Below are 22840 nucleotides of genomic sequence, written 5' to 3' on the forward strand. Positions count from 1 at the left end.
TGAGCGGTCGTAAGACTGTCGCTCCGTCGTGCTGACTGCCGTTCCTCGTCCATGGTGGGAAACGCGGTGGTGCATCGCGCTTGCGCTGGTGCTCGCCGCCGCGCCGCTGCTGTGGCCGCCGATCCCGCCGCTGACCGATCTGCCGGCGGCGCTCGTGCGCTACCGGGGGATGCTTGACGCGGGCGCCGGGCCGGGCGCGTGGTGTCTTGCGCCAGGGCGCCCTTGCGGGGCGGACCTGCTCGTTATGGGCCTCGCGCCGTTGATCGGGCTGGTGCCGGCGGTGAAGTTGGCCGCCGTGTCGGTCGCGGTGATCGCGGCGGCGGGGATGCTGTGGCTGTCGCGCGAGGCGCATGGCCGCGTGCAGCCGGTCGCCTATCTCGCGCTGCCGTTCGCCTATCATCCGGCCTTTCTCCACGGGCGTGTCGATGTCGCGCTGGCGATGGCGCTCGCGCTCAACATGGTCGCGCTGTGGATGCGGTTGGCGCGGAGGCGGCAGACCCGCGCGGGCGTGTTCGTGGTGCTGTCGGCGGTGGTCTACGCGGTGCATCCGCTCGGCTGGGCGAGTCTCGGCGTAATGATCTTTGCGGCCGAACTGGTGCGTGCCCGCGCGGTCGAACGCGACACGGTGCGGCGTGGCTGGGCGGAGAGCGGCTGGCGCGCGGCGGTGAATTGCTTGCCTATCGCGCCGCCGGCGCTGATGCTGCTGGCGTGGTGGCCGGGTGGGGTGGACGGCGGTTGGCTGGCAGCGCTCGCGCTGAAACCCGGCTGGGTGCTTGGCGCTTTACGGGACCGCTGGCGGCTGCTGGACTGGGCGTCGATCGTCCTGGTCGCGCTGATGATCCACCGCAGCTATCAGGACCGCCGTTTCATCCACGCGCCGATGCTCGCCGCGGCCGCGCTCGGCTTGCTGGTGCTGTTGGTGGCGGTGCCGTCCGGCCCGGGTGGGGCGGCAATGGCCACCGCGCCCTATGCGATCGTGCTGGCGCTGCTGTCGATCCGCTTCAACGCGCGCGTCCCGCAACGCCGCCGTGCGGAGCTCGCCTGGGCCGCGCTGGCATTTCTGGTGGTGCGCACCGTCGCCGGCACCGCCAGCTTCGCCGCCGAAAACCGCGACTGGGCACGCCACCTCGCCGCACTCGATCATGTCCCCCGGGGCGCTCGCGTGGCCGCGTTCGTCGGACAGGCATGCGTGCAGCCGTGGCGGACCCCGCGGACCGAGTTCCTGCCCGACATGGCGCTTCTGCGAGGCGTCGCGCTCGATCGTGCGCAGATCGTGACGGATGCGCCCTGCACCGATCGGCCGCAGGTCCGCACGCTCGCGCAGGCGCTGACCGACCTTCCGAGGACGCAATACGACCTGATCTGGCTCATCACGCCCGGCCAGATCGATCCCGCCCGGCTTGGCGACGTGCGGCTGGCGTGGAGCGATGGGCGTGACGTTCTGTTCGCGCTTCCGCACGCGCGGCCACCTCGCTAGAAGCACAGCGATGGAGACCCAGTTAGCGCCGCGTTGGTGGCAGACACGCCTGTTCGTGATTGCCGCGACGCTGATCGCGATTATCCCGTTGCTGCGCCCGGACATTCCGCCGCTGGTCGATCTGCCCGGGCACATGGGGCGATACCGCGTGCAAATCGCGCTCGCCGACAATCCGTTTTTGAAGGAATGGTACGACTTCAACTGGTCGCTGATCGGCAATCTCGGCATCGATCTGCTCATCATCCCGATGGCGAAGGTCTTCGGCCTCGAACTCGGGGTGAAGCTGATCGTGATGGCGATTCCCGCGCTCACCGTGTCGGGGCTGCTGTGGATCGCCCGCGAGGTGCATGGCCGCATCCCTGCCACCGCCCTGTTCGCATTGCCGCTCGCTTATGGCTACCCGTTCCACTTCGGCTTCGTCAATTTCGAGCTGTCGATGGCGATCGCGCTCAACCTGTTCGCGTTGTGGCTGCGGATGGCGCGGCTCGGGCGGGTGGGCCTGCGCGCTGCCGTGTTCGTGCCGCTGTCGTGCCTGTTGTGGCTGTGCCACACGTTCGGCTGGGGTACGCTCGGCGTGCTGGCGTTCTCCGCCGAACTGATCCGCCAGCATGATGCCGGGAAGACGGCGGGCCGGCGCTGGTGGAACGCGCCCGTGCGCGCGGGGATCGCCTGCGTGCCGCTGGCGTTGCCGATGGTGCTGATGGTGTTCTGGCGCACCGGCGACCATGTCGGCGGCCTGACGACCGACTGGTTTAACTGGCGCGCCAAGATCGGTTGGATCGTTATGGTGTTCCGGGATCGTTGGGAGGTGCTCGACATCGCCAGCCTCGCGGTGCTGCTGATGATCCTTGTACGCGGCTTTCGCGACCCCAACATCGAATACTCCCGCAATCTCGGGCTTTCGGCGCTGTTCCTGCTGCTGGTCTATATCTTCCTGCCGCGGATCGTGTTCGGGTCGGCCTATGCCGACATGCGGCTGGTGCCGTTCATGATTGCCATCGCGGTGATCGCGATCCGGCCCAAGCCCGGTCTGTCGGAGCGCGGCGCGGCGGTGCTGGCGGCGGCGGGGCTGGCGTTTTTCCTGATCCGTATCGCAGCGACAACGGCGAGCTTCTGGATCTATGCGACCACGTATGATCGCGAGTTGAAGGCACTGGATCATCTGCCGCGCGGAGCACGTCTGGTGTCGTTCGTGGGCGAGAAATGCTACGGCGACTGGACCGCTTCGCGGCTCGAACATCTCCCCGCGATCGCGTTGGAGCGGAAGCTGGCGTATTCCAACGATCAATGGTCGATGGCCGGTGCGCAGTTGCTGACCACCCAATATGCCAAGGCGCGGCGGTACGCGCACGACCCGTCCGAGATCGTGACAGCCGTGCAATGCCCGCGCGAATGGTGGCGGCCGATCTCGACCTCGCTGGCACGCTTCCCGCGCAATGCGTTCGATTACGTGTGGTTGATCGAGCCACCCGCGTACGATCCGCGCCTCGCGACCGGGCTGGTCGAGGTGTGGCGCGATGGGTCAAGCGTGCTGTACAAGGTCGACCACAGCAAGCCGGGGCCGGTGGTCAGCGATGTCGAGTTGCGGGCGCCGATCATTCGGCGATGACGCGGCATGGCTACGCCTTCCTGAACGGCGTAAGTTCGCTGAGATATTCCTGGTCGCTCTCTACCGAGGCACGTTCACGCTTCAGGAAGTCGGCGATGGCGCGGCGGAAGTTCGGATCGGGAATGTAGTGCGCCGACCAGGTCGGCACCGGCGCATAGCCGCGCGCAAGCTTGTGTTCGCCCTGCGCGCCCGCCTCCACCACCGTCTTGCCAAGGCGGATCGCGGCGTCGATCGCCTGGTAATAGCAAAGCTCGAAATGGAGGAACGGCACCTCCTCGGTACATCCCCAGTAGCGGCCGTACAGCGTATCCGCGCCGATCAGGTTGAGCGCGCCGGCGATCGGGCGGCCATCCCGTTCGGCGAGCATCAGCAGGACGTGATCGCCCATCCGCTCACCAAGCAGCGAGAAGAACTGCCGTGTCAGGTACGGCTGGCCCCATTTGCGCGCGCCGGTGTCCTGATAGAACACCCAGAACGCATCCCAGGCCGCCTCGGTCAGTTCCGCGCCGGTGAGGTGACGGACGATGATCCCGCTTTCCAGAGCACCGGTGCGTTCCTTGCGGATCGCCTTGCGCTTGCGGCTGGAAAGCGCGCCGAGGAAGTCGTCGAAGCTTGCATAGCCCTCGTTGCGCCAGTGGAACTGCGTGCCCTCGCGGATCAGCCAGCCCGCCGCTTCGAACAGCGGCACCTGATCCGGCGTGACGAAGGTGGCGTGCGCGGAGGACAGGCCGTGCTGGTCGGTCACGGATTCCAGCGCGGCGATCAACGCGGGTGCGAGCGCCGGGTCGCGCAGCAGCAGGCGCGGGCCGGGGGCAGGTGTGAACGGCACCGCGATCTGGAGCTTGGGGTAATAGTCGCCGCCCGCGCGGCTGTAGGCGTCGGCCCAAGCGTGATCGAACACATATTCGCCCTGGCTGTGGCTCTTGGCATAAGCGGGTGCGATCGCGGCGGGCCGGCCGTCGGCGCCGTCGATCACCACCGGCACGGGCTGCCAGCCGGTGCGCGGACATGCGCTGCCCGATTCCTCAAGGATCGACAGGAAAGCGTGGGCGAGGAACGGATGGTCGCTGCCGGCACAGGCGTCCCACTCGGCGGCGGACATGGCCGCGGCACCGTCGACGATCCGGGCGGTGACTGGGGTGTTGCTCACCTGGACAAGCTAGGGTGTCGGCGCGGGTTTTCCAACCGCTGGCGCGGGTCGCCAGCACAGGAGCAACAACAAGAACGGCGTGACGAACTCGCGGTGGCGTTCGCCGAACTCGAACCATACACCGAACAGCACCAGTTGCAGGCCGCATGCGACGACAAGCAAGACCAGCGCGGTCGGCACCGTGCGTGCCCCCGTGCGCCACGCGGCCAGCGCGAGCAGCGCGGCATGGGCGAGGTGCGACACCGGCCATAGCAGAGCGGCAAGCGGGCGCGGGATGGTAGGCGCCATCGCCTCCAGCCGCACCACGCCGAAGATGCCGACACCGCAGGCGCGCACCAGCTTGGTGGCGGTGAGACGGATGAAGCCGAGCGGCTCGCTTTTGATCCACGCCACCGCAATGGCGCTCATCCGCGGGCCGAGCGCGCGTTCAGGCAGGCCATGCAGTTGGGGCGGCGGCGGCATCCAGTTGCCGGTCGCCTGCGGATTGTTGCCGACCCACAGGCTGACCCCGCCTGCGCTGGTGAGCGGCACGAAAGCGCCGAAAACAAGCCAGTTGCGCAGCCACCAGGGCACCATCACCAGACATGCGAATGGCACGGCGGCAAGGCCACGCCGCACCATGCGCGCAAGTCCGACGTGTCGCCACAGCACCAGCCCGAGGAGTGCTGCAAGCGGCGCTTGCCCCGGTTGCGTCAGAGCGAGCAGTCCGGCCGGCACGCCCACCGCCGCCGCCGCGCGCCAGCCGCTGCCGGCACGCAGCCACGCATGGGCGAGCGCCAGGACCAGCAGCGCACACAGCCCCTCCTTTTGTGCGAGCGGGGCGGAAAAGATGACGGACGGCCACACCAGATACAGCCATGCCGCACGGCACCCTGCGGCACCGTCCCCCAGGCGTCGGCCCAGCAGCGCGATCAACATCGCCGCGGCACCGTCTATCACCGTGCCGAACACTAGGACAGAGGCTGTGGAAAACCCCAGCACAGATCCCCAGCCGGCCAGCAGCAGCGGATAGAGCGGCGGGTAGAAGGCGTGGAAATACGTCCCCAATCCGCTGTCGTAGATACCGAAATCTCCGTGCAGCAGCAGGTTGCGCGCAAGGTCGACATAGGCATGCGGATCGCCCGGTGAGATGCGGCCGTCGGCGATCGCCGCCGATCCGCAGCGCAGCGCCGCAAGCACCAGCGTCATGCCGACGAGGCTCGGCCAGCGCGGACGACGCGCGAACGCCCAAACGCCCGCAGCCGCTGCACCCGCCCAGCCGAGCAGCAGCGCAAATCCGCCTGCCGACCAGCCCCAGCGCACACCGAAGCCGGGCAACGATACCAGCGAATAGAGGAACAGCGCCGCAAGCACCGCCTGCACGGCGAGCCTCACAGGCGAACGCAGCGCGATCACTCGCCGAACGCACCCGCGCGGTAGAGCAGGGTGATGGCGACGCGGCGGTTGCGCGGATCGGTCGGCGTGTTGGCGATCATCGGCTCACGGTCTGCCACGCCTTCGATGCGGTAGAAACGGGTTTCGGGTATGCCGCCGGACTCCAGCCGCCGCCGGGTCGCCTCGGCACGGCCGCTCGACAGCATCCAGTTGTTCATCGCCATCGGGTCGCCATAGCCGAGGCTATCGGTGTGGCCGCGAATCATGATCGGGTTGGGCATGGTCTTCACCGTGTCCGCGATCATGCCGATCAGTGTCGCCGCCTGGGGATCGAGCTGTGTGGTGCCGAGCGCGAACATCGAATAGTCGGCGTCGTCGACCAGATCGATGCGCAACCCGTCGCGCGTGCGCACGAAGCGGACGTGCGAAGCGAGCTTGGACAGTTTCGGGCTGGCCGCCATTTCCTGTTCGATGCGGCGGTGCATTGCGGTGAAATTCTTCGCATCCTGCGCGGCGATCTCGCGGTTTCTCATCGAGCCGGCCTGGCCGCTGCCGGTCTGCGACCCGCCGTTCGCATTGACCGGAATCGTCATGGACCGGGTGCCGGTCTGCTTGGCGCCATGCGGGTAATTGTCGCGCGCGGTGATCGAATCGCCGCCGAAGATGCCGTTCGAGCCGGCGCTATTCTGCTTCAGCTCGACCAATGTCGGCGCGAAATAGTCGGCGAGTGCCTTGCGCTGCTTCTCGTTAGTGGCACCGAGCAGCCACATCAGCAGGAAGAACGCCATCATCGCGGTCACGAAATCTGCATAGGCGACCTTCCACGCGCCGCCGTGGTGGCCGCCGTGACCTTCGATATAGATCTTCTTGTAGATGATCTTGGGCGGCTGGTTGTTGCCGTGCGGTGCGCGTGCGGCCGCCATCAGTACCGACTCCGTTCAGGGATGCGGGGCAGGATCACGCTCACCGCCCCCGCAAACCGTCGAACACCTCGGCGAAGCCGGGTTGGTTGGAGTGGGCGATGCCGGAGCGCGCCGCCTCGATCACCAGCGGCTGCGGGTGGCCGTGCAGCGAGGCGATGATGATCTGTTTGACGACATGGTAGATCGCCGCATCGGCATCGATCACCTGCTTCAGCCGGTTGGCGAGCGGCGCGACGATGCCGTAGGCGAGCAGCACGCCCATGAACGTGCCGACCAGCGCCGAGCCGATCATCGCCCCGAGAATCGCGGGCGGCTTGTCGATCGAGCCCATCGTCTTCACCACGCCGAGCACGGCGGCGACGATGCCGAGCGCGGGCAGCGCATCGGCGAGACCGGCGATCGTGCCCTGTGGACCCTCGACCTCGTGGTGGTGGGTCTTGATCATATTGTCCATCACCTCCTCGACCGCATGCACGTCGAGCGTGCCGGAGGAGACCACCACCAGTCGCAGCGTATCGGCGATCAGGTTGACGAGCGTGTGGTCCGCCAGCAGGCGCGGATATTCCGCGAAGACCGCGGACGATTTCGGATCTTCGACATGCGGTTCCAGCGCGATCGGGCCATCGGTGCGCAGCATCTTCATCAGCTTCGACACGAGGAAGATCGTGTCGAGATAATCCTGCTTCTTGTATTTCGGTCCCTTAAACACCTTGCCGAGGCCACCGCCGAGCGCCTTCAGCTCCTTCATCGAATTGCCGATGATGAGCGCGCCGACCGCGGCGCCGCCGATGATCATCATCTCGTGCGGGATCGCCTCCATGACGGGGCCGAGGGCGCCGCCGGTGATCGCGAAACCGCCGAAGATCATGACGAGGAGGACGACGAGGCCGATGACCGGAAACATGGGTGTTGAAGTCCTCTTAGTCGCTACGTGCTCGGTATAAGGAACGACCGGTAAGGCCGTTGCTTAATCGCGATTCGTCGCCATCGCGTTACCGGTGCCGCGTCACTTCAGGTAATCGAACAGCGACAGCGCGCTCAGCTTGGTGAAACTCGCCTGCGTGGCCTGTAACGCCGTCGACATCTTCTGCAGGTCGATCACAGCGGTGCTGATGTCGGTATCCTCGATGCCCGATTGGGTCGCCTCGAGATCGGTGGCGGCGGTCTTCATGGTCGAGGAGACGAGATCGAGCCGTGCCGCGCGCGCGCCGACCGCGCCGTGGACGCCCGTCACCTGCGTCAGCGCTGCGCTCAGCGATGTGCCGGCCTCGCCCGCCGCCGCAGTCACGCTGCCGCCCGCATCCAGCGCGGCGGTGAACTTGGACAGGATCGAGAAGATATCGCTGGTGCCGCCCGGCGTGGCGATGCCGCCGAACACGTGTTCGGCGCTGTCGGTCGGCTGGATCGAGGCACCATCACCGATCGGGATGCTGGCCGGCGTGCCGGTGCCGGTGAAGCTCACCGTGCCATCGGCGTTCTTCGTAACCGCGCTGTCGCCGGTGGCGGCGCCGAACAGCGGCTGGCCGCGCGCATCGCGCGTATTGGCGAGGCTGGCGAGATCGTCCATCACGCTCTTCAATTGCGTCGAGATCGTCTTGCGCTGGGCATCGCTCAACGTGTCGCTGTTCGCCTGCGTGACGAGTTCGGACGCCTTGGTGAGATCGCTTTCCACCGAGGTCAACGCAGAGTCCGATTGCTGGAGAAGGCTCTGCGCCAGGCTGACGTTCGACGCATAGGCGGTGTTGTCCGCGGCGCTCTGCTTGATCGTGGCAAGTTGTTGATACGCGACGACATTGTCGGAGGGCGCGGCATATTTCTTCGTGGTCGAAATCTGCGTTTGGATATCGTTCGTCTTCTCCGTCAGCTTCTGCAGCAGCGAGGCGGTGTTCGAATAGAACTGGTTGGTGCTGATCTGCATGCGAAGCGGCCTAGCGGATGTCGAGGATGGACTGGAACGTGTCGCGCGCGACCTGGATGACGCGGCTCGATGCGGAATAGGCCTGCTGGAAGCGCATCAGATCGACCGCCTCGTTGTCGAGGTTGACGCCGGACACCGCATCGCGCGCCGCCACCGCGCCATCGCGGATCGAGGATTGTGCGTCGGCGATGGTCTTGCGGCTGGCGAGGGTGGCGGCGCTGTCGGAGACGAGCGTGGTGATGTCGCTCTCGAATGCGCCGGAACTGCGCAGCGACGCGAGCGCGGCGAGATTGCTGTTGTCACGCTTGCCTGCGCCGACGGCGGCGGCGGCGATGCCGCTCGGGTCGGTGAGCGCGAGTGTGATGTCGGTAGGCGTGCTGCCGGTTGCGAACATCGCCGCGCCGGTGGTGCCGTTCAGGTCTGCGCCTTGTGCCTGCACGGCGTTGACGCCGCTGGTGAAGCCGGAGGCGATCGCGCCGAGCTGGCTGCGGGCATCGGCAATGCGTTGCGCACCGTCGCTGACGCCGGCGAGCGCGCCGCCGTTTGGGGTGAGCGTGTTGATCTCCCCCGCGTAATGCACCGCGTAGGACACGCTGCCGCCGTTGCGGACATAGGTGATCGCGCCCGCGTTGTTGCCCGACACCAGCGTCGGTCCGCTCGCGCCGCCCAGCCGTACGGTCGCGCGGCCGGCGGCATCCGTGGTGACTGACACGTCGCTGATCGCGCTCATCTGGTCGAGGATCTGGTCGCGCTGGTCCTGCAACTGTGCCGCGCCGCTGGTGCCGGCGGTGGCGCGGCCGAGGCCGTCGTTTACCTTGGCGAGCGCGGTGCCGAGGCTGGTGAGCGTCTCGACGGCGTTCTCCGCCGTCACGTCGAGATCGGCGGCGACGTTGTCGAGCGCCTTGCCGGTGGCGGTGAAGGCGCTCGCCACCGAACTCGCCGCTTCGAGCATGGTCGAGCGCGGCGCGGAGGCGGTGGGATCGGCGGCGACGGCGGTGGCGGCGTTGAAGAAATCCGCCAGCCGATCACCGACCGCGCTGCCGGTCAGCGCGCTCTGGATGCTGGTAAGCGTGGTGACGCCGGCCTCGCTCTTGGCGAGATCGGCGCTGGTGGCGCGCACGTCCGCAGCCTTGACCGCATCGGCCAGCCGCACGGTGCCGGCGACCGCGACGCCGTTCACGGCGACGGCCGCGCGCGACGTGACCCCGTCGGCCGACACCACCTCGTTCAGCGTGGTCGTGCGGCGGGTGTAGCCGGTGGTGGTGGCGTTGGCGATGTTGTCGGACACGGTGGTAAGCGCGCTTTGATACGCGCGCACCCCGCTGGCGCCGATGCCGAGCAGGTCGCTCACTTCGGCTTGGCCTCAGGCGCGGTGGCCGGCTGGAGATTGGCCTGCGACTTGGCGAGGAAGTCGGTCATCGCCTTGCCGATGCCGAGCGGCGCCTTGTCCGCCCAGGTCTGCGCGATCTGCTTGTCCTGCATGTCCTTGAAGGTGTCGAGCGCCTTGGAGGAGAACAGATCGTCGGCGAGATGCGTCGATCGCATCGATTTCAGCATCATCGAGGTGAATGTCGCCTCGAACTGCTTGCCCGCTTTTTCCAGGTTGGCGCGGGTGGCGAGGCGGCTCGTGTCTCGGCCGATGCCGCTGACGGATGCGGAGGAAGTGGGGGCGATGTCGGTCACAGGATGATGAGATCCGCTTTGAGCGCGCCGGCTTCCTTGAGCGCTTCGAGGATGGCGACGAGGTCGGCCGGGGACGCGCCGATCGCGTTCACCGCCTTCACCACGTCGGCGAGTTTCGGGCCGGGCTGGATCAGGAACATCGGGTGCTTTTCCTCGTCGACCGCGACGGCGCTCTTCTGCACCTTGGTGGTCTGGCCCTGGCCGAACGGCGCGGGCTGGCTGACGCCCTGCTTCTCGTCGATGCGGACGGTGAGCTTGCCGTGGGTGACGGCGGCGCTGCCGACGCGGACACTCGAATTGATGACGACGGTGCCGGTGCGTGCGTTGACGATGACGCGCGCCGGCGGTTCGGCCGCGACCACGTCGAGATTCTCGATCTCGCTCATCAGCGCGGCGCGGATATCGCCGCCGACGGGGGCGCGCACCTTCACCGACACCGCGTCGGTCGCCTCGGCGGTGCCGGTGCCGAGGCGACCGTTGATCGCGGCGGCGACGTTCTGCGCGGTGGTGAAATCGGCGCGGGTCAGATTGTAGGTGAGGTTGGGTGCGGTCTCGAACCCGGTCTGCACGGCGCGCTCCACCGTGGCGCCTTCGGGAATGCGACCAGTGGAGGGGACGTTGATGACGATCTGCGATCCGTCCTTGCCCTCTGCACCCAGGCCACCAACGGCGAGGTTGCCCTGCGCCATCGCGTAGATCTGGCCGTCCGCACCGATCAGCGGTGTGAGGATCAGCGCGCCACCGCGCAGCGACTTCGCCTTGCCCATCGACGCGACGGTGATGTCGAGCCGCTGGCCCGGCTTGGCGAAGGGCGGCAGATCGGCGGTGACCATCACCACCGCCGCATTCTTGAGGCCTGGGTTGACGTTGGGCGGCAGTTGCAACCCGAAGCGCGAGGCGACCGCCTTCATCGACTGGATGGTATATTCGAGATTATCATCGCCGCTGCCGGGCAGGCCGACGACGATCCCATAGCCGGTGAGCTGGTTCGATCGGATGCCCTGGAACGTGCCGAGATCCTTGATCCGGTCCGCCCGCGCCGGCGTCGCCACCACCGTGGCCAACGCCGCCAGCAACATCAGCACGAACGGGGGCAAGCGTAACATCGAGAACCTTTCGGGGGGCATCATGCCTGAGTTAAAGCAAGAGACATGCCAATTACGCCGCGTCAGAACGGGCTGACGACGGAGAAGAACCGGCCGAGCCAGCCTTGCCGGCTCGCGCGGGCGATGTCGCCCTTGCCGGTATAAGCGATCTGCGCGTCCGCGACGCGGGTGGAGGGGACGCGGTTGCTCGCGTCGATATCGGCGGCGCGGATCAGCCCCTTGATCTGGACGAATTCGTCACCGCGGTTGAGCGTGACGCGCTTCTGGCCCTGGATCAGCATCGTGCCATTGGGCAGCACCTTGCTGATCGTCACACTGACTTCGCCGGAAAGCGAGTTCGACTGGTCGGTGGCACCTTGACCGGTGAAGTTGCGCGTGCCGCTGATGCTCGCGTCGGTGCCCTGGAACAGCGACAGCGACCCTGTCGTCGGCGGGGTGATGCTTAGCCCGCCGCTGGAGCCGAGTTTTGAGCTGGCCGATTTCGACGCGGCGGTGCTTTCCACCAGTACGATGGTCAGCACATCGCCGACGCGGCGCGCGCGCGCGCCTTCGTACAGCGCGGCATAGCCGGTGCTGGCCTGGAAGATCGCGCCGTTGGCGGGCGGCGGCGCATCCGGCACGCTCGCCATGACGGTCGAATAATCGACCGGCGGCTTCTTGGTGCCGAACAGCTTGGCGTCTGCCGTGGCGGGCGCGAGCAGCAGGACAAGCACCGAACCGGCGCAGAAACCGGTGGCGAAGCGGATCGACATGCCCATCAGATGTTCTGGTTGACGTATTTGAGCATGTCGTCGGTCGCGGAGATCATCTTGGAATTGACCTCATAGGCGCGCTGCGTCTCGATCATGTCGACCAGTTCCTCGACGACGTTGACGTTGGACGCCTCCAGCATCCCCTGCCGCACGTTGCCGCGCCCGTCCTGTCCGGGCACACCGAGATTGGCGGTGCCGCTGGCGGCGGTTTCGGTGAGGTAGTTGTCGCCCTTCGCCGCCAGTCCCGCCGAATTGGGGAAGCTCGCCACCTGGATCTGGCCGAGCTGCGTCGCGGTGGTCTGCCCCGGCACGATCGCCGAGACGGTGCCGTCGGTGCCGATCGTCAGCGAGGATGCACCCTCCGGAATGGTGATGCCGGGCTGCACCTGATACCCCTCCGAGGTGACGAGCAGCCCTTCGGCCGAGCGTGAGAAATTGCCCGCGCGCGTGTAGCCGAGCGTGCCCCCGGGCATCTGCACCTGGAAATAGCCGTCCCCGTCGAGCGCCATGTCGAGGCTGCTGCCGGTGGTCTGCATCGACCCTTGCGTGTCGATCCGCGACGTACCCTGGATGCGCACGCCGGTGCCGAGGTTGAGCCCGGTTGCATAGTTTGATTCCGCGGTGCTGGGCGACCCTGGCGCGGTGATCGTCTGGTACGCAAGCGTCTCGAAATTGGCGCGATCCGCCTTGTAGGCGGTGGTGTTGACGTTCGCGAGGTTGTTCGAGATCACGCGCATCCGCATGTCCTGCGCGTCTAGCCCGGTGCGGGCGATATGCATGGCTGCACTGGTCATGGTCTTTTTCCCTTACTGGCTGGAGACGCGCATCACCGAAGCGGCGCTCTCGTCCATCGTCTTGGCTTCTTTCATCAGGTTCGCCTGAACCTCGTAGCTGCGCTGGTTCTCGATCATGTCGACCAGCGCCTGCGTCATGTTGACGTTGGATTGTTCAAGCGCACCGCCCTCGACCTTGGCGTCCATGTCCTGCGGCAGCACGCCTCCGCCCTTGACGCGCAGCAGATTGTCGAGGCCCTTGACGGTCTGGCTACCCTTGGGGCTGGCGAGTTTCAGCTTGTCGAGGATCTGCGGGCGCGTCGGGTCGCCGCCGTTGGGGACGATCATCAGCGATCCATCCTCGGCGACCTTGATGCTTTGCGCGGGCGGAACGGTGATCGGGCCGCCCGACGCGCCGATCACCGGGAAGCCGTCTCCCGTCTCCAGCACGCCCGACGCGTTGACCTGAAGGTCGCCGCGCCGGGTGTACGCCTCGGTGCCGTCGGGCGCCTGCACCGCGAGCCAGCTTTCGCCGGGAATCGCGATGTCGAGCGGCCGGCCGGTCTGCGTGATGGCGCCGGCGGTGCGGTCGATGTCGAGCACCTCCTCCGAGGCGGGCATGCGGCTGTCGAAGCCCTCGCCGGTCAGGTTCACGCGGTCGAACAGCGCGCGATCGGCGCGAAAGCCGATCGTCGCCGCGTTCGCCATGTTGTTGGCGATCGCAGCCTGCGCCTGCATGTGCGCCTTGAGGCCCGTCGCCGCGGTGTAGACCAGCTTGTCCATCTAAGGCTTAGCCCTGGATCTGCACGATGGTCTGAATGAGCTGGCTCTGCGTATCGAGCGCCTTCGAGTTCGCCTGGAAGTTGCGCTGCGCCGCGATCAGGTTGACCAGCTCCTCGGTCATGTCGACGTTCGAACCCTCGATCGTGCCCGACAGCAGGCCGCCGAAGCCGTTATCCCCCGGCGCGCCGAGCGATGCCTGGCCTGAAATTCCGGTCGGGCTCCAGTAGCTGTTGCCGAGCTGGCGCAGGCCGGTCGGCGTGGTGAAGTTGGCGACCGCGACCTTGCCGAGCGCCTTGCTGTCGCCGTTGGAGAAGCTCGCGGTGATAACGCCGTCCTTGCCGACGCTGATGCCGGAGAACTGGCCGACCGAGGCGCCGTCCTGGCTGCGCGCGGCGACCGAGAAGGTCGATGCCTTCTGCGTCGAACCGGCGAGATCGATCGAGAGGCTTTGCGAAATGCCGGTTGTCGACGCGGTGAACGCGTCAAAGCTGGTCGGGCCCGACGGCGCGGTCATCGTGCCGCTGGTGTCGAAGCTGACCGGCACCCCGGCCGCGCCGCCGCTGGTAAGCTGCTGGTCGCCGGCATAGGAATACATCGTCCAGCCGGTCGACGTCGCGGTATCGGCCTTGGTGTCGCGGACGAAATAATTGGTGAGCGGTTGCGCGTTGCCGGCGCTGTCGTAGATCGTGGTAATGGCGGAGTTGTTGTAGGTCGACGGGGTGTTGCGGTCGAACGTTGCGGCCGGGGCTGCCGCGCCCGTGGCGAAATTGACGTCGAGCGTCACCTTCGAGGTGGGGAGCGGTGTGCCGCTGGTGGTGGGGATCGTCACCTTGGCGAGGCCGTCGGCGCCGGTCGCCGTCACGTTGCCGGATGCATCGACCGGAAAGGCGAGCAGCGCGCTGCCTTGCGAATCGATGATGGTGTGATCCTGCCCGACCGTGAAGCTGCCGTTGCGGGTATAGGCCTGCGCGCCGCTGCTGCCGCTGCCGGTCTGTACCGTGAAGAAGCCATCGCCGGAAATCGCCAGATCGAGCGCACCGCCGGTGGTCTTCAGGTTACCCTCGCCGAACTGCTGGACGTTCTGCGTCAGTTTGACGCCCATGCCGACTTGCGTCTTGGGGTCGGTGTAGAAGTTGGTAGCCATCACGTCGGCGAAATCGCTGCGGGTTTTTTTGAAACCGTCGCTCGATACGTTGGCGAGGTTGTTCGAGATGGTCGACATGTCGGTCTGTGCCGCCTGCAGGCCGGACAGCGAGGTGTAGAAGGTCATGTGCGTGTTCCTTGGGCGAGGGGTTTAGAGGGATCAGCCGACCTGGCGAACGTCGCTGACCGCGACGGTGCCGATGCCGGTGACGTTGAGGCTGGGCGTGCCGGAGGAGGGTACCGACACCGATTCGACCGGCGCCCAGACGAGGCCGGTCGCCTTGACGGTCGCGCCGTTGTTCTGCGCGGCGACCGATACGGTGAACGGGCCGGAGCCTGCCGCCGTGCCGCCGCTGGTGGTGCCGTCCCAATCGTATTTCACGGTGCCGGCCGCCTGATTTCCAAGCGACAAGGTCTTGAGCGGGTTGCCGCTGGCGTCGCTGATCGTCACCTTCACGTCGCTCGCCGCCGCGCCGAGTTCGACCGCGCCGGCGATGCCGCCCGCGCTGCGGCCGTAAGCGGTCGATCCGGCGGTCAGCACGGTCTTGCCGACAAAGGACACCGCGTCGCTGGTGCTGGTGCTGTTGAGCTTGGTCGCGATCGACTTCAGCGTGGTGCTGAGGTCGCTCACCCCGGATGAGGTGGAGATCTGCGCCATCTGCGCGACCATCTGCGTGTTGTCGACCGGGCTGAACGGGTCCTGATTGTTGAGCTGCGCGGTCAGCAGCTTGAGGAAATCGGACTGGCCGAGCGTGGTTGATCCGCTGGTGGTGTTGCTGGTCGTTGCATCGGCGGTCTTGCTCGTGCTGTTGATGCCGAGGCTGGACAGCGTCGTGTCGAAGTCGCTCATCTTATCGTCCCATCTTGAGGGTATCGAGGATCAGCGACTTGGCGGTCTGCATCACTTCGACGTTGTTCTGGTAACTGCGCGAGGTCTCCATCATGTCGACCATCTCGCGCGTCTCATCGACCGCGCTTTCCCAGACGTTGCCGTCCTTGTCGGCCATCGGGCTGGCGGGATCATAGCGTTTGGTGGGGTCCTGCCCCGCCGTGACGACCTGCTCGACGTTGACGGTGGCGAGGCCGCTGGCATTGTCATACTCGGTGCGGAACACCGGCTTGATCGTGCGGTAGGCGGTGTCCGCGCTGCTCGCGACCGCGCCGGCGTTGGCGAGGTTCGACGCGGTGGTGTTCATCCGCACCAGCTGCGCGGACATCGCGCGCCCGGCGACCTGGAAGATGGTGAGCGGGTTCGACATCTTACTCCCCCTTCAGCGCGCGGGTGACCTGCGCGATGCGGCCGTTCAGGAACGACAAGGTGGTCTGATATTGCACTGCGTTTTCCGCGAAGGCGGTCTGTTCGCTGGAGAGCTCGACGGTGTTGCCGTCCATCGACGGCTGGTTCGGCACGCGATACTTGGTCGCCGCCGCCATGCCACTGTCCACGCCGCTGCCGCTTTCCAGCGAGGACAAGGCCGACTGGAAGTCAATGTCCTTCGCCTTGAAGCCCGGGGTGGAGGCGTTGGCGATGTTCGAGGCAAGCACCCCCATACGCTGCGAGCGCACTTCGAGAGCGTTGGCGTGGATACCGAAAAGCGTATTGTCGGCCACCGGGGCGAACTCCTGCGCAAGATTGCGCGGGGAACACAGCAAACGCCGTGCCAACTGCCGTTCGAGCGTGTTCGCCGGTGAATGGCGGCAAGCGGCGGCAAAGGATTGCCGGGCGGCCGGCAAGGCCTGCCGGTCGCTGCCGGCCACGGTGCCAGCGTTCATCCTGCTGGAGCGGCCGGGGCAACTGGCCCGCGCTTTGCAACGCGTCAGGCGATGACCGACACTTTCACCCTCGCGCCGTTCCTTGATCCGACCGCGTTTGCGATCGTTGGCGGCGGTACGCTGCTGGCGACCGTGCTGCGGACCGCGTTTGCCGATCTTGGCCGCGCGATTGCCGCGCTGCCGACGCTCACGCGCAGGCGGTTTGATGCCACCCCGCTGGTCGATCAGATCGCCGCCTTGGGCCGGATCGCGCGACGGCACGGGGTGGTGGCGCTCGATCGTTCGGTGATCGCCGATCCCGATCTTGCCGCCGCGATTGCTGCGATCGTCGATGGGCGCGCACCGGCCGAGGTCGAGGAACTGCTCCGCCACGCGCGCCGCGCGCGGATCGACCGGCATGTCGCCGCCGCCGATGTATGGGCGGGCATGGCCGAGCTTGCGCCGGCGATGGGTATGGTCGGCACGCTGGTCGGTCTGGTTGCGATGTTCGTGAAGATGCAGGATCCCAGTGCGATCGGCACGGCGATGGCGGTGGCGCTACTGGCGACGTTGTACGGCGCGCTGCTCGCCAATCTCGTCGCGGCACCGATCGCGGCGCGGCTGCGGCGGCAGGCGCGGGGCGAGGCGATGGAGCGGTTGCGGCTGGAGGCGCCGCTGGTCGCGTTGGCGATCCGCGAGCAGCCGCGCCCGGCGACCTTCGCCAAGCTCGCCGAGGTCGATGCGGCATGACGCTCGACGACGATTTCCCCGAAAGCGCCTCCGGCCGCCCGGCGTGGCTGATGACGCTTGCCGATCTCGCGCTGCTGCTGGTCGGCTTCTTCGTTTTTCTACAGGCGAGCCAGCATCTCGACCGTAAGGCGCTCGCGCAGGGTATCCGCGCCGGCTTCGGCGCGACCCATGCGCCCGAGGCGACGAAAACGCCCGATCCGATGCCGCTTGCCGCCGCCGCAATGCTCGATTTCGCGCCCGGTTCGGCGGTGTTGCCAAGCACGCCCGCCAGCCTCGTCGCTTGGGCGCGCGAGGCGGCCCGAGACCCGCGCGTGACGTTGCGGATCACCGGTTCGGTCGATGGTTCGGCGGCCGATGTCGACCCGACCAGCGGCAGCGGCGCGATCCTTGCCGCCGATCGTGCACGCGCGGTTGCCGTCGCGGTCGCCGCCGCGCGTGCGGTGCCGGCCGGGCGTATGACCATCGTCGGCGCGCCCAAGCCTGATTATGGCCATCGTAACGTGCTGGTCACGCTCGGCTTTGCCGGCACCCGGCAAGATGATGCCGCGATACCGTCCGATCTTGCCGCCATTCCTCATCGACCATCCGGGAAACCATGATGCGCTATTTCATCTTGCCGCTCCTGCTTGTTGCCAGCCCTGCGCTGGCGGCGACCTCGTTTCAGGATACCGCCACGATCGACCGTGCGGTCGCGACCTTCACCGGCCGGCCGATCGGTGCTGAGGGCGGCGCGCGCAGCACGGTGGACGGGCGGCTCAAACTTGCCGCTTGCCCGATGGTGTCGCTGTCGTGGCGTTCCGACACGCATGATGCGGTGGTGGTGACGTGCAGCGGGCCGGACTGGCGGCTGTTCGTCCCCGTCACCGCCGCCGCGACCGCGCCGGCGGCACGCGCCGCCGCCGGTGCGCCGTTGGCAAAGGCGGAGGTGGTGATCCATCGCGGCGATCCGGTCACGATCGAGGCGGGATCGCCCGGCTTCTCGATCACGCGCGAAGGCATCGCGATGGGTGACGCACCCGAAGGTGGCCGCGTGCTCATCAAGGTTGAGGAGTCGCGCGTGCCCGTGCAGACCATCGCCGTCGCGACCGGCCAGGTGACGCTGCCCGGTTGGGAAGGATAAATCCTTAAACTTTGCGCGATGCCCGCCGTTATACCTCTTGTGTGAAACCCGAGGTGTATCGCGTGGTTCAGTCGATCGGTCCTAAACCCCTGTCATCGAACGGCCGTCCGGTCGCATCGGTGACCCGCGTCGCCTCGGCGGCGAAGACGGTCGCGCGGGGCGATGACCTTGGCGCGGTGCCGCAGCTTTCGGGCGTCGCGGCAGAAGCGGCGGCACAGCCACCGGTCGATACCGCGCGGGTGGCGGCGCTGCGCGCGCAGATCGAGAACGGCAGTTACAGGATCGACCCGGACGCGATTGCCGACCGGATGCTGACGATGAAGCAGGAGTGGACGTCGAAATGATCCGTCGCGATGCGCTGATCCGCGTGATCGAATCGCTCCATGCCGAGATTGCGGCGCTGAAGGCGAACGACGCCGCCGCGCTGGAACGGGCAACCTCGGACAAGCTTGGCCACATCGAGGATCTCGCCCGGCTCGGCAACGGCCCGGCTGGCGATGACCTGCGTGATCTTGCCGAGGAGGCCAACCGGCTGAACGAGACGTGCCGGATCTACGTGAATTTGATGGCGGCAAATGTTCGCCGCCGCCTGCAAAATCTGACCGGGGGCGTCGGTCCCGGCTACCGGCGCAGCGCGGGTATCGCCGCCTACGCCTGATTCCTAGGAGACTGGCACGCCCCTTGCTGTGATGCCCCGGTACAAGGGCTATCAGCCGGGGAAGAATGCCGTTCAATCCGCTTACATCGACGACAGGCAGCAACGTGGGCGGGTCGATCCAGTCCGCGATCGCCTTCGCGAGCCAGAAGACCGGCGTCGATTTCCACTATCTGATGGGGCAGGCGCAGCTTGAGAGCGGGATGCGCGCCAATGCCCATTCGGCTGCGTCGAGCGCATCGGGCCTCTACCAGTTCATCGAACAAAGCTGGCTGAAGGTTGTCAAGCAGCACGGCGCCGAACATGGCCTCGACTGGGCGGCAAACGCGATCTCCACCAGCGGCAGCGGCCGCATGACGGTGAGCGACCCGGCGACGCGCCGCGCGATCCTCGACCTTCGTAACGACCCGCAGACCGCGTCGCTGATGGCGGCGGAGCATGCCAGCGACAACAAGACTGCAATCGAAAGCTCGATCGGCCGCGATGCCACCAGCACCGATCTCTACATGGCGCATTTCCTGGGGCTGGGCGGCGCGCGCTCGTTCCTGAAGACAATGGCGCAAAACCCGGATGCGAGCGGCGCGGCGATGTTTCCGACCGCCGCGCATGCCAACCGCTCGGTATTCTACACCGCCGCCGGCCAGCCTCGTACGCTTGCGCAAATCTACGCGCGTTTCACCGACAAGCTCGGGCAGGGCGGCATCGCCATCCCGCCGATCCAGCTTGCCGCTACCAAGCTCGGCGATGGCGCGGATGTCATCCCCGGCGCGTCCGAGACCAGCACCGCCGACGCGGCAAGCTGGGCGCGCGCGACGATTGACCGGCTCAACAGCGGCCGCACCGAAACCGCCAGCCTGCTGCGCCCCACGCCGAATACGGCGCGGCTGGCGTACATGATGCTTGCGAGCATGGGGGGCTAACGGATGGCTATGGCGCTCAAATCCGGGGCTATCGGTCCGTTCGCGCGGCAGGCCTCGCTGCCGGTCGCGATCCTGATGCTCGTCGTGCTGATGGTGGTGCCGATCCCGTCGGCGCTGCTCGACGTGTTCTTCATCATGAACATCACGATCAGCCTTGCCGTGCTGATGGTCGCGCTCAACGCGCAGAAGCCGCTCGACTTTTCCGCCTTTCCGACCGTGCTGTTGTTCGCGACGCTGTTCCGATTGAGCCTCAACGTCGCCTCGACCCGCGTGGTGCTGGTGCACGGGCATGAGGGCGAGAGCGCGGCGGGCCACGTCATCGAGGCGTTCGGCACCTTCCTGATCGGCGGCGATTACGTTGTCGGGCTGTTCGTGTTCACCATCCTCGTCATCATCAACATGATCGTGGTGACCAAGGGCGCGGGCCGCGTGTCTGAAGTGTCCGCGCGCTTCACGCTCGATGCGCTCCCCGGCAAGCAGATGGCGATCGACGCCGACCTGAACGCCGGCCTGATCACGCCTGAGGAAGCCAAGCAGCGCCGCATCGACGTCGCCACCGAGGCGGATTTCTACGGGTCGATGGACGGTTCGTCCAAGTTCGTGAAGGGCGATGCGGTCGCCGGCCTGCTGATCCTCGCCGCCAACATCATCGGCGGTTTGATCCTCGGCCCGGTCAGCCACGGCATGACGATCGCCAATGCCGCGCACAATTACGTGCTGCTCGCGATCGGTGACGCGCTCGTCGCGCAGATTCCGTCGCTGATGCTGTCGATCGCCGCTGCCGCCATCGTGACGCGCGTGAAGTCGAGCATGGATCTGGCGGGCCAGATCGGCAGCCAGTTCGGGTCAGCACGGACGTGGACGCCGGTGGCGATCATCCTCGGCCTGCTCGGCGTGCTGCCGGGGATGCCGCATCTGGTGATCCTCCCCGCCGCCGCGCTCGCGGGATTCAGCGCTTGGAAGCTGCGCCAGATCGCGCGCCGCCCCGCCCCCGCCGAAGTGGTCGCGCCGGTCGCGCCCGCTGATCTCTCCAAGATCGGCTGGGACGAGGTGACCGATGCGATGCAGGTCAATCTCGACATCGGTTACGGCCTCGTGCCGCTTGCCGACGAACGGCGCGGTTCGCCCTTGATGGCGCGGATTACCGGCGTGCGGCGGCAGCTTTCCAAGGATCTCGGCTTCGTCGTGCCGCAGGTGCGGGTGCGCGACGACATCAACCTTGCGCCGTACACCTATCGCATTGTCGTCGGCGGTGTCGTGGTTGGTGAGGACAGCGTATCGCCCGACGAGATGCTCGCGCTCGATACCGGGCAAGCCGTCGGCGAACTGCGCGGCAAGAAGGCGAAGGACCCGACCTTCGGGCTGGACGCGGTGTGGATCGCCACCGGCGATACCGATGCCGCCACCGGCGCGGGGTATCTCGTGGTCGATCCCGGCACCGTCGTCGCCACGCATCTCAACCACCAGCTCGCCAGTCATGCCTCCGAACTGCTCGGCCCCGATGAAGTGCAGTCGCTGCTCGATGGCCTCAAGGAACGCGCCGCCAATCTCGTCGCGGCGCTGTCGCCCAGCCCGCTGCCGCTCACCACGCTCACCCAGGTCCTGCGCGGCCTGCTTGCGGAGAACATACCCTTGAAGGAATTCCGCCGGATCGCCGCGGCGATCGCCGTCGCCGCGCAGAAGTCGCTCGACGCGGACGAGATCATCGAACTGATCCGCCCCGAACTCGGCGGGCTCATCATCTCCAAATTGTGCGGCGTGCGCGAGCCGCTGCGGGTTATGACGCTGGAGGGGCAACTGGAAGGCTTGCTCGGCCAGGCGATGCGCGCCGATACCGCGCGCCGCCACACGATCGAACCCGATCTCGGCCGCCGCATCGTCGATGCGCTGCAACGCGCCGCGCAGCCTTTGATCGCCGAGGCCAAGCCGTTCGCGCTGGTGGTGCAGCCCTCGATCCGCGTCGCGATCCGCAAGCTGGTGCGCACCTGCCTGCCCGACACACCGGTGATGAGCTTCTTTGAGGTGCCCGAGGAGAAGGCGGTCGAAGTCGTCGCCGTGATCGGCGCGCCCGGGGCGCTGCCGGCATGAGCGCGCTGCCGATGCGACAGGCGTTCGCGGATGCGACGCCGCTCACCTATGCGCCGGGCGCCGCGCGCGACGTGTCCGCGCTGGCGCGCAAACATATGCCGCTGGTGCGGCGCATCGCCTGGCACATCCACGGCAGCATGAGCAGCGTGGTCGAGGTCGAGGATCTCGTCCAGATCGGGCTGGTCGCGCTGGTCGAGGCGGCAGGCGCTTTCGAGGAACGTGGGGCGGTGCCGTTCGAGCAATATCTCGTTACGCGCGTGCGCGGCTCGATGATCGATGCGTTGCGCCGTCAAGCTACCCTCACGCGCGGTGCGATGCAGCGGCGGCGGTTGTACCAGCAGACACTCGCAGCGATGACGACTGAGTTCGGCAAGGCGCCAAGCGAAGCCCAAATCGCGGAGCGGCTGGGCGTAACGCCCGACAAGATGCGGATCGATTATGCCGCCGCCGAGGCGGTGCGGTTCGAGCCGATCGACGACATTTATTCGGACGAGGGCCCGTGGTTCGCGAGCGAAGAACCGGATGCGTTCGAGCAGCTTGCCGACGCGGATCTGCGGACCGCGCTGGTCGGCGCGATCGCCGCGTTGCCGGAGCGTGAGGCGCAGGTGGTGCAGCTTTACTATGTCGAGGAACTGAACCTAGAGGAAATCGGGCAAGTGCTCGGCGTCGGCGCGGCGCGGGTCTGTCAGATCAAGAAGTCCGCGCACGATCGGCTGAAGAAGGCGCTCGCGCGGCGGGTTTGAGCGGGCTGCGGCGCTGCGGGGCCGGATCAGCGTTACGCGTCGGCCTGGGAACACGGTTGTGCGCCGTCGGTGATACTGTCGCGGCGCTCTGGCTGGAGCGACGACCAAGCACCGGCGCTGC

Annotated in this window: 25 protein-coding genes; 10 read left to right on the forward strand and 15 right to left on the reverse strand. The window is 67.0% G+C overall.

All coding sequences use genetic code 11. The features are described 5' to 3' along the window. The first annotated feature begins 28 nt into the window (after window positions 1-28). Together L8F97_RS08285 and L8F97_RS08290 are read left to right on the forward strand one after the other, a co-directional pair. Complete coding sequence (locus tag L8F97_RS08285; RefSeq protein WP_242148439.1) at window positions 29-1477, forward strand: hypothetical protein; 1449 nt, start codon at window positions 29-31, stop codon at window positions 1475-1477. A 10-nt stretch (window positions 1478-1487) separates the two neighbouring features. Then, the gene (locus L8F97_RS08290) at window positions 1488-3086 is read left to right on the forward strand and encodes a hypothetical protein (protein WP_242148441.1); all 1599 of its coding nucleotides are present in this window, start codon (window positions 1488-1490) and stop codon (window positions 3084-3086) included. A 10-nt stretch (window positions 3087-3096) separates the two neighbouring features. On the opposite strand, the gene L8F97_RS08295 is transcribed toward L8F97_RS08290, so the two are convergent. The 15 genes from L8F97_RS08295 to flgB all read right to left on the reverse strand — a co-directional run bounded on the left by L8F97_RS08295 (window position 3097) and on the right by flgB (window position 16302). Next, on the reverse strand, window positions 3097-4188 hold the full coding sequence (locus L8F97_RS08295; RefSeq protein WP_277924860.1) for a GNAT family N-acetyltransferase: 1092 nt from the start codon (window positions 4186-4188) through the stop codon (window positions 3097-3099). A 57-nt stretch (window positions 4189-4245) separates the two neighbouring features. Continuing rightward, window positions 4246-5610: a glycosyltransferase gene (locus L8F97_RS08300; protein WP_242148445.1), complete on the reverse strand. Its 1365-nt coding sequence runs from the start codon at window positions 5608-5610 to the stop codon at window positions 4246-4248. Window positions 5611-5627: 17 nt separating this feature from the next. Beyond that, window positions 5628-6533, reverse strand: a complete 906-nt coding sequence (locus L8F97_RS08305; protein ID WP_242148447.1) for a flagellar motor protein MotB — start codon at window positions 6531-6533, stop codon at window positions 5628-5630. A gap of 40 nt (window positions 6534-6573) precedes the next feature. Then, a complete protein-coding gene (gene motA, locus L8F97_RS08310) occupies window positions 6574-7437 on the reverse strand; it encodes a flagellar motor stator protein MotA (RefSeq protein WP_242148449.1) in 864 nt (287 codons plus the stop codon). 102 nt (window positions 7438-7539) lie between these two features. Next, entirely contained in the window at window positions 7540-8451 is a 912-nt protein-coding gene (flgL, locus tag L8F97_RS08315; RefSeq protein WP_242148451.1) for a flagellar hook-associated protein FlgL, read from the reverse strand. 10 nt (window positions 8452-8461) lie between these two features. After that, a complete protein-coding gene (flgK, locus tag L8F97_RS08320) occupies window positions 8462-9802 on the reverse strand; it encodes a flagellar hook-associated protein FlgK (protein ID WP_242148453.1) in 1341 nt (446 codons plus the stop codon). Continuing rightward, window positions 9799-10134, reverse strand: coding sequence for a rod-binding protein (locus L8F97_RS08325; RefSeq protein WP_242148454.1), 336 nt, complete (start codon window positions 10132-10134; stop codon window positions 9799-9801). Before L8F97_RS08325 ends, flgK begins: the two co-directional genes overlap by 4 nt. Further along, on the reverse strand, window positions 10131-11240 hold the full coding sequence (locus tag L8F97_RS08330; protein WP_242148455.1) for a flagellar basal body P-ring protein FlgI: 1110 nt from the start codon (window positions 11238-11240) through the stop codon (window positions 10131-10133). Before L8F97_RS08330 ends, L8F97_RS08325 begins: the two co-directional genes overlap by 4 nt. Before the next feature lie 62 nt (window positions 11241-11302). Then, window positions 11303-11992 carry a flagellar basal body L-ring protein FlgH gene (locus L8F97_RS08335; protein ID WP_242149060.1) on the reverse strand — a complete coding sequence of 230 codons (690 nt, stop codon included), beginning with the start codon at window positions 11990-11992 and terminating at the stop codon, window positions 11303-11305. Window positions 11993-11997: 5 nt separating this feature from the next. Continuing rightward, window positions 11998-12786: a flagellar basal-body rod protein FlgG gene (gene flgG / locus L8F97_RS08340; RefSeq protein WP_242148457.1), complete on the reverse strand. Its 789-nt coding sequence runs from the start codon at window positions 12784-12786 to the stop codon at window positions 11998-12000. A 12-nt stretch (window positions 12787-12798) separates the two neighbouring features. After that, entirely contained in the window at window positions 12799-13548 is a 750-nt protein-coding gene (gene flgF / locus L8F97_RS08345; protein WP_242148458.1) for a flagellar basal-body rod protein FlgF, read from the reverse strand. 7 nt (window positions 13549-13555) lie between these two features. After that, a complete protein-coding gene (locus L8F97_RS08350; protein ID WP_242148459.1) occupies window positions 13556-14818 on the reverse strand; it encodes a flagellar hook protein FlgE in 1263 nt (420 codons plus the stop codon). A 33-nt stretch (window positions 14819-14851) separates the two neighbouring features. Beyond that, window positions 14852-15541, reverse strand: coding sequence for a flagellar hook assembly protein FlgD (locus tag L8F97_RS08355; protein WP_242148460.1), 690 nt, complete (start codon window positions 15539-15541; stop codon window positions 14852-14854). A gap of 1 nt (window position 15542) precedes the next feature. Beyond that, a complete protein-coding gene (gene flgC / locus L8F97_RS08360; RefSeq protein ID WP_242148461.1) occupies window positions 15543-15950 on the reverse strand; it encodes a flagellar basal body rod protein FlgC in 408 nt (135 codons plus the stop codon). Between the two features lies 1 nt (window position 15951). Then, entirely contained in the window at window positions 15952-16302 is a 351-nt protein-coding gene (gene flgB / locus L8F97_RS08365; protein ID WP_313931946.1) for a flagellar basal body rod protein FlgB, read from the reverse strand. Window positions 16303-16515: 213 nt separating this feature from the next. Here flgB and L8F97_RS08370 point away from each other — a divergent pair, with 213 nt between their 5' ends. From L8F97_RS08370 to L8F97_RS08405, 8 genes are all read left to right on the forward strand, one after another. Then, window positions 16516-17193: a motility protein A gene (locus tag L8F97_RS08370; protein ID WP_242148463.1), complete on the forward strand. Its 678-nt coding sequence runs from the start codon at window positions 16516-16518 to the stop codon at window positions 17191-17193. Further along, the gene (locus L8F97_RS08375; RefSeq protein WP_242148464.1) at window positions 17190-17792 is read left to right on the forward strand and encodes a flagellar motor protein MotB; all 603 of its coding nucleotides are present in this window, start codon (window positions 17190-17192) and stop codon (window positions 17790-17792) included. Before L8F97_RS08370 ends, L8F97_RS08375 begins: the two co-directional genes overlap by 4 nt. After that, a complete protein-coding gene (locus L8F97_RS08380) occupies window positions 17792-18313 on the forward strand; it encodes a flagella basal body P-ring formation protein FlgA (protein ID WP_242148465.1) in 522 nt (173 codons plus the stop codon). The genes L8F97_RS08375 and L8F97_RS08380 overlap by 1 nt, the downstream gene beginning before the upstream one ends. 62 nt (window positions 18314-18375) lie before the next feature. Next, on the forward strand, window positions 18376-18657 hold the full coding sequence (gene flgM / locus L8F97_RS08385) for a flagellar biosynthesis anti-sigma factor FlgM (RefSeq protein ID WP_242148466.1): 282 nt from the start codon (window positions 18376-18378) through the stop codon (window positions 18655-18657). Beyond that, window positions 18654-18971 (forward strand): flagellar protein FlgN, encoded by a 318-nt coding sequence (locus L8F97_RS08390; protein WP_242148468.1) that lies wholly within the window; start codon window positions 18654-18656, stop codon window positions 18969-18971. The genes flgM and L8F97_RS08390 overlap by 4 nt, the downstream gene beginning before the upstream one ends. A 65-nt stretch (window positions 18972-19036) precedes the next feature. After that, on the forward strand, window positions 19037-19888 hold the full coding sequence (locus L8F97_RS08395) for a lytic transglycosylase domain-containing protein (protein WP_242148469.1): 852 nt from the start codon (window positions 19037-19039) through the stop codon (window positions 19886-19888). Window positions 19889-19897: 9 nt separating this feature from the next. Next, the gene (gene flhA, locus L8F97_RS08400; RefSeq protein ID WP_409929020.1) at window positions 19898-21976 is read left to right on the forward strand and encodes a flagellar biosynthesis protein FlhA; all 2079 of its coding nucleotides are present in this window, start codon (window positions 19898-19900) and stop codon (window positions 21974-21976) included. Continuing rightward, on the forward strand, window positions 21973-22719 hold the full coding sequence (locus tag L8F97_RS08405; RefSeq protein WP_242148471.1) for a FliA/WhiG family RNA polymerase sigma factor: 747 nt from the start codon (window positions 21973-21975) through the stop codon (window positions 22717-22719). Before flhA ends, L8F97_RS08405 begins: the two co-directional genes overlap by 4 nt. Window positions 22720-22840: the final 121 nt, after the last annotated feature.

Source organism: Sphingomonas sp. BAUL-RG-20F-R05-02, from assembly GCF_022662305.1.
In the GTDB taxonomy this organism is placed as follows: Bacteria; Pseudomonadota; Alphaproteobacteria; order Sphingomonadales; family Sphingomonadaceae; genus Sphingomonas.

What these genes read in the sequence shown, in the direction of transcription:
- flgL (WP_242148451.1), bottom strand. Translation starts at nt 8,451, where the DNA reads ATGCAGATCAGCACCAACCAGTTCTATTCGAACACCGCCTCGCTGCTG.
- L8F97_RS08390 (WP_242148468.1), top strand. Translation starts at nt 18,654, where the DNA reads ATGATCCGTCGCGATGCGCTGATCCGCGTGATCGAATCGCTCCATGCC.
- L8F97_RS08350 (WP_242148459.1), bottom strand. Translation starts at nt 14,818, where the DNA reads ATGACCTTCTACACCTCGCTGTCCGGCCTGCAGGCGGCACAGACCGAC.
- L8F97_RS08380 (WP_242148465.1), top strand. Translation starts at nt 17,792, where the DNA reads ATGCGCTATTTCATCTTGCCGCTCCTGCTTGTTGCCAGCCCTGCGCTG.
- L8F97_RS08355 (WP_242148460.1), bottom strand. Translation starts at nt 15,541, where the DNA reads ATGAGCGACTTCGACACGACGCTGTCCAGCCTCGGCATCAACAGCACG.
- flgC (WP_242148461.1), bottom strand. Translation starts at nt 15,950, where the DNA reads ATGTCGAACCCGCTCACCATCTTCCAGGTCGCCGGGCGCGCGATGTCC.
- L8F97_RS08375 (WP_242148464.1), top strand. Translation starts at nt 17,190, where the DNA reads ATGACGCTCGACGACGATTTCCCCGAAAGCGCCTCCGGCCGCCCGGCG.
- L8F97_RS08290 (WP_242148441.1), top strand. Translation starts at nt 1,488, where the DNA reads ATGGAGACCCAGTTAGCGCCGCGTTGGTGGCAGACACGCCTGTTCGTG.
- motA (WP_242148449.1), bottom strand. Translation starts at nt 7,437, where the DNA reads ATGTTTCCGGTCATCGGCCTCGTCGTCCTCCTCGTCATGATCTTCGGC.
- L8F97_RS08295 (WP_277924860.1), bottom strand. Translation starts at nt 4,188, where the DNA reads ATGTCCGCCGCCGAGTGGGACGCCTGTGCCGGCAGCGACCATCCGTTC.
- L8F97_RS08405 (WP_242148471.1), top strand. Translation starts at nt 21,973, where the DNA reads ATGAGCGCGCTGCCGATGCGACAGGCGTTCGCGGATGCGACGCCGCTC.
- L8F97_RS08305 (WP_242148447.1), bottom strand. Translation starts at nt 6,533, where the DNA reads ATGGCGGCCGCACGCGCACCGCACGGCAACAACCAGCCGCCCAAGATC.
- flgG (WP_242148457.1), bottom strand. Translation starts at nt 12,786, where the DNA reads ATGACCAGTGCAGCCATGCATATCGCCCGCACCGGGCTAGACGCGCAG.
- L8F97_RS08395 (WP_242148469.1), top strand. Translation starts at nt 19,037, where the DNA reads ATGCCGTTCAATCCGCTTACATCGACGACAGGCAGCAACGTGGGCGGG.
- flhA (WP_409929020.1), top strand. Translation starts at nt 19,898, where the DNA reads ATGGCGCTCAAATCCGGGGCTATCGGTCCGTTCGCGCGGCAGGCCTCG.
- L8F97_RS08335 (WP_242149060.1), bottom strand. Translation starts at nt 11,992, where the DNA reads ATGTCGATCCGCTTCGCCACCGGTTTCTGCGCCGGTTCGGTGCTTGTC.
- L8F97_RS08370 (WP_242148463.1), top strand. Translation starts at nt 16,516, where the DNA reads ATGACCGACACTTTCACCCTCGCGCCGTTCCTTGATCCGACCGCGTTT.
- L8F97_RS08330 (WP_242148455.1), bottom strand. Translation starts at nt 11,240, where the DNA reads ATGTTACGCTTGCCCCCGTTCGTGCTGATGTTGCTGGCGGCGTTGGCC.
- flgF (WP_242148458.1), bottom strand. Translation starts at nt 13,548, where the DNA reads ATGGACAAGCTGGTCTACACCGCGGCGACGGGCCTCAAGGCGCACATG.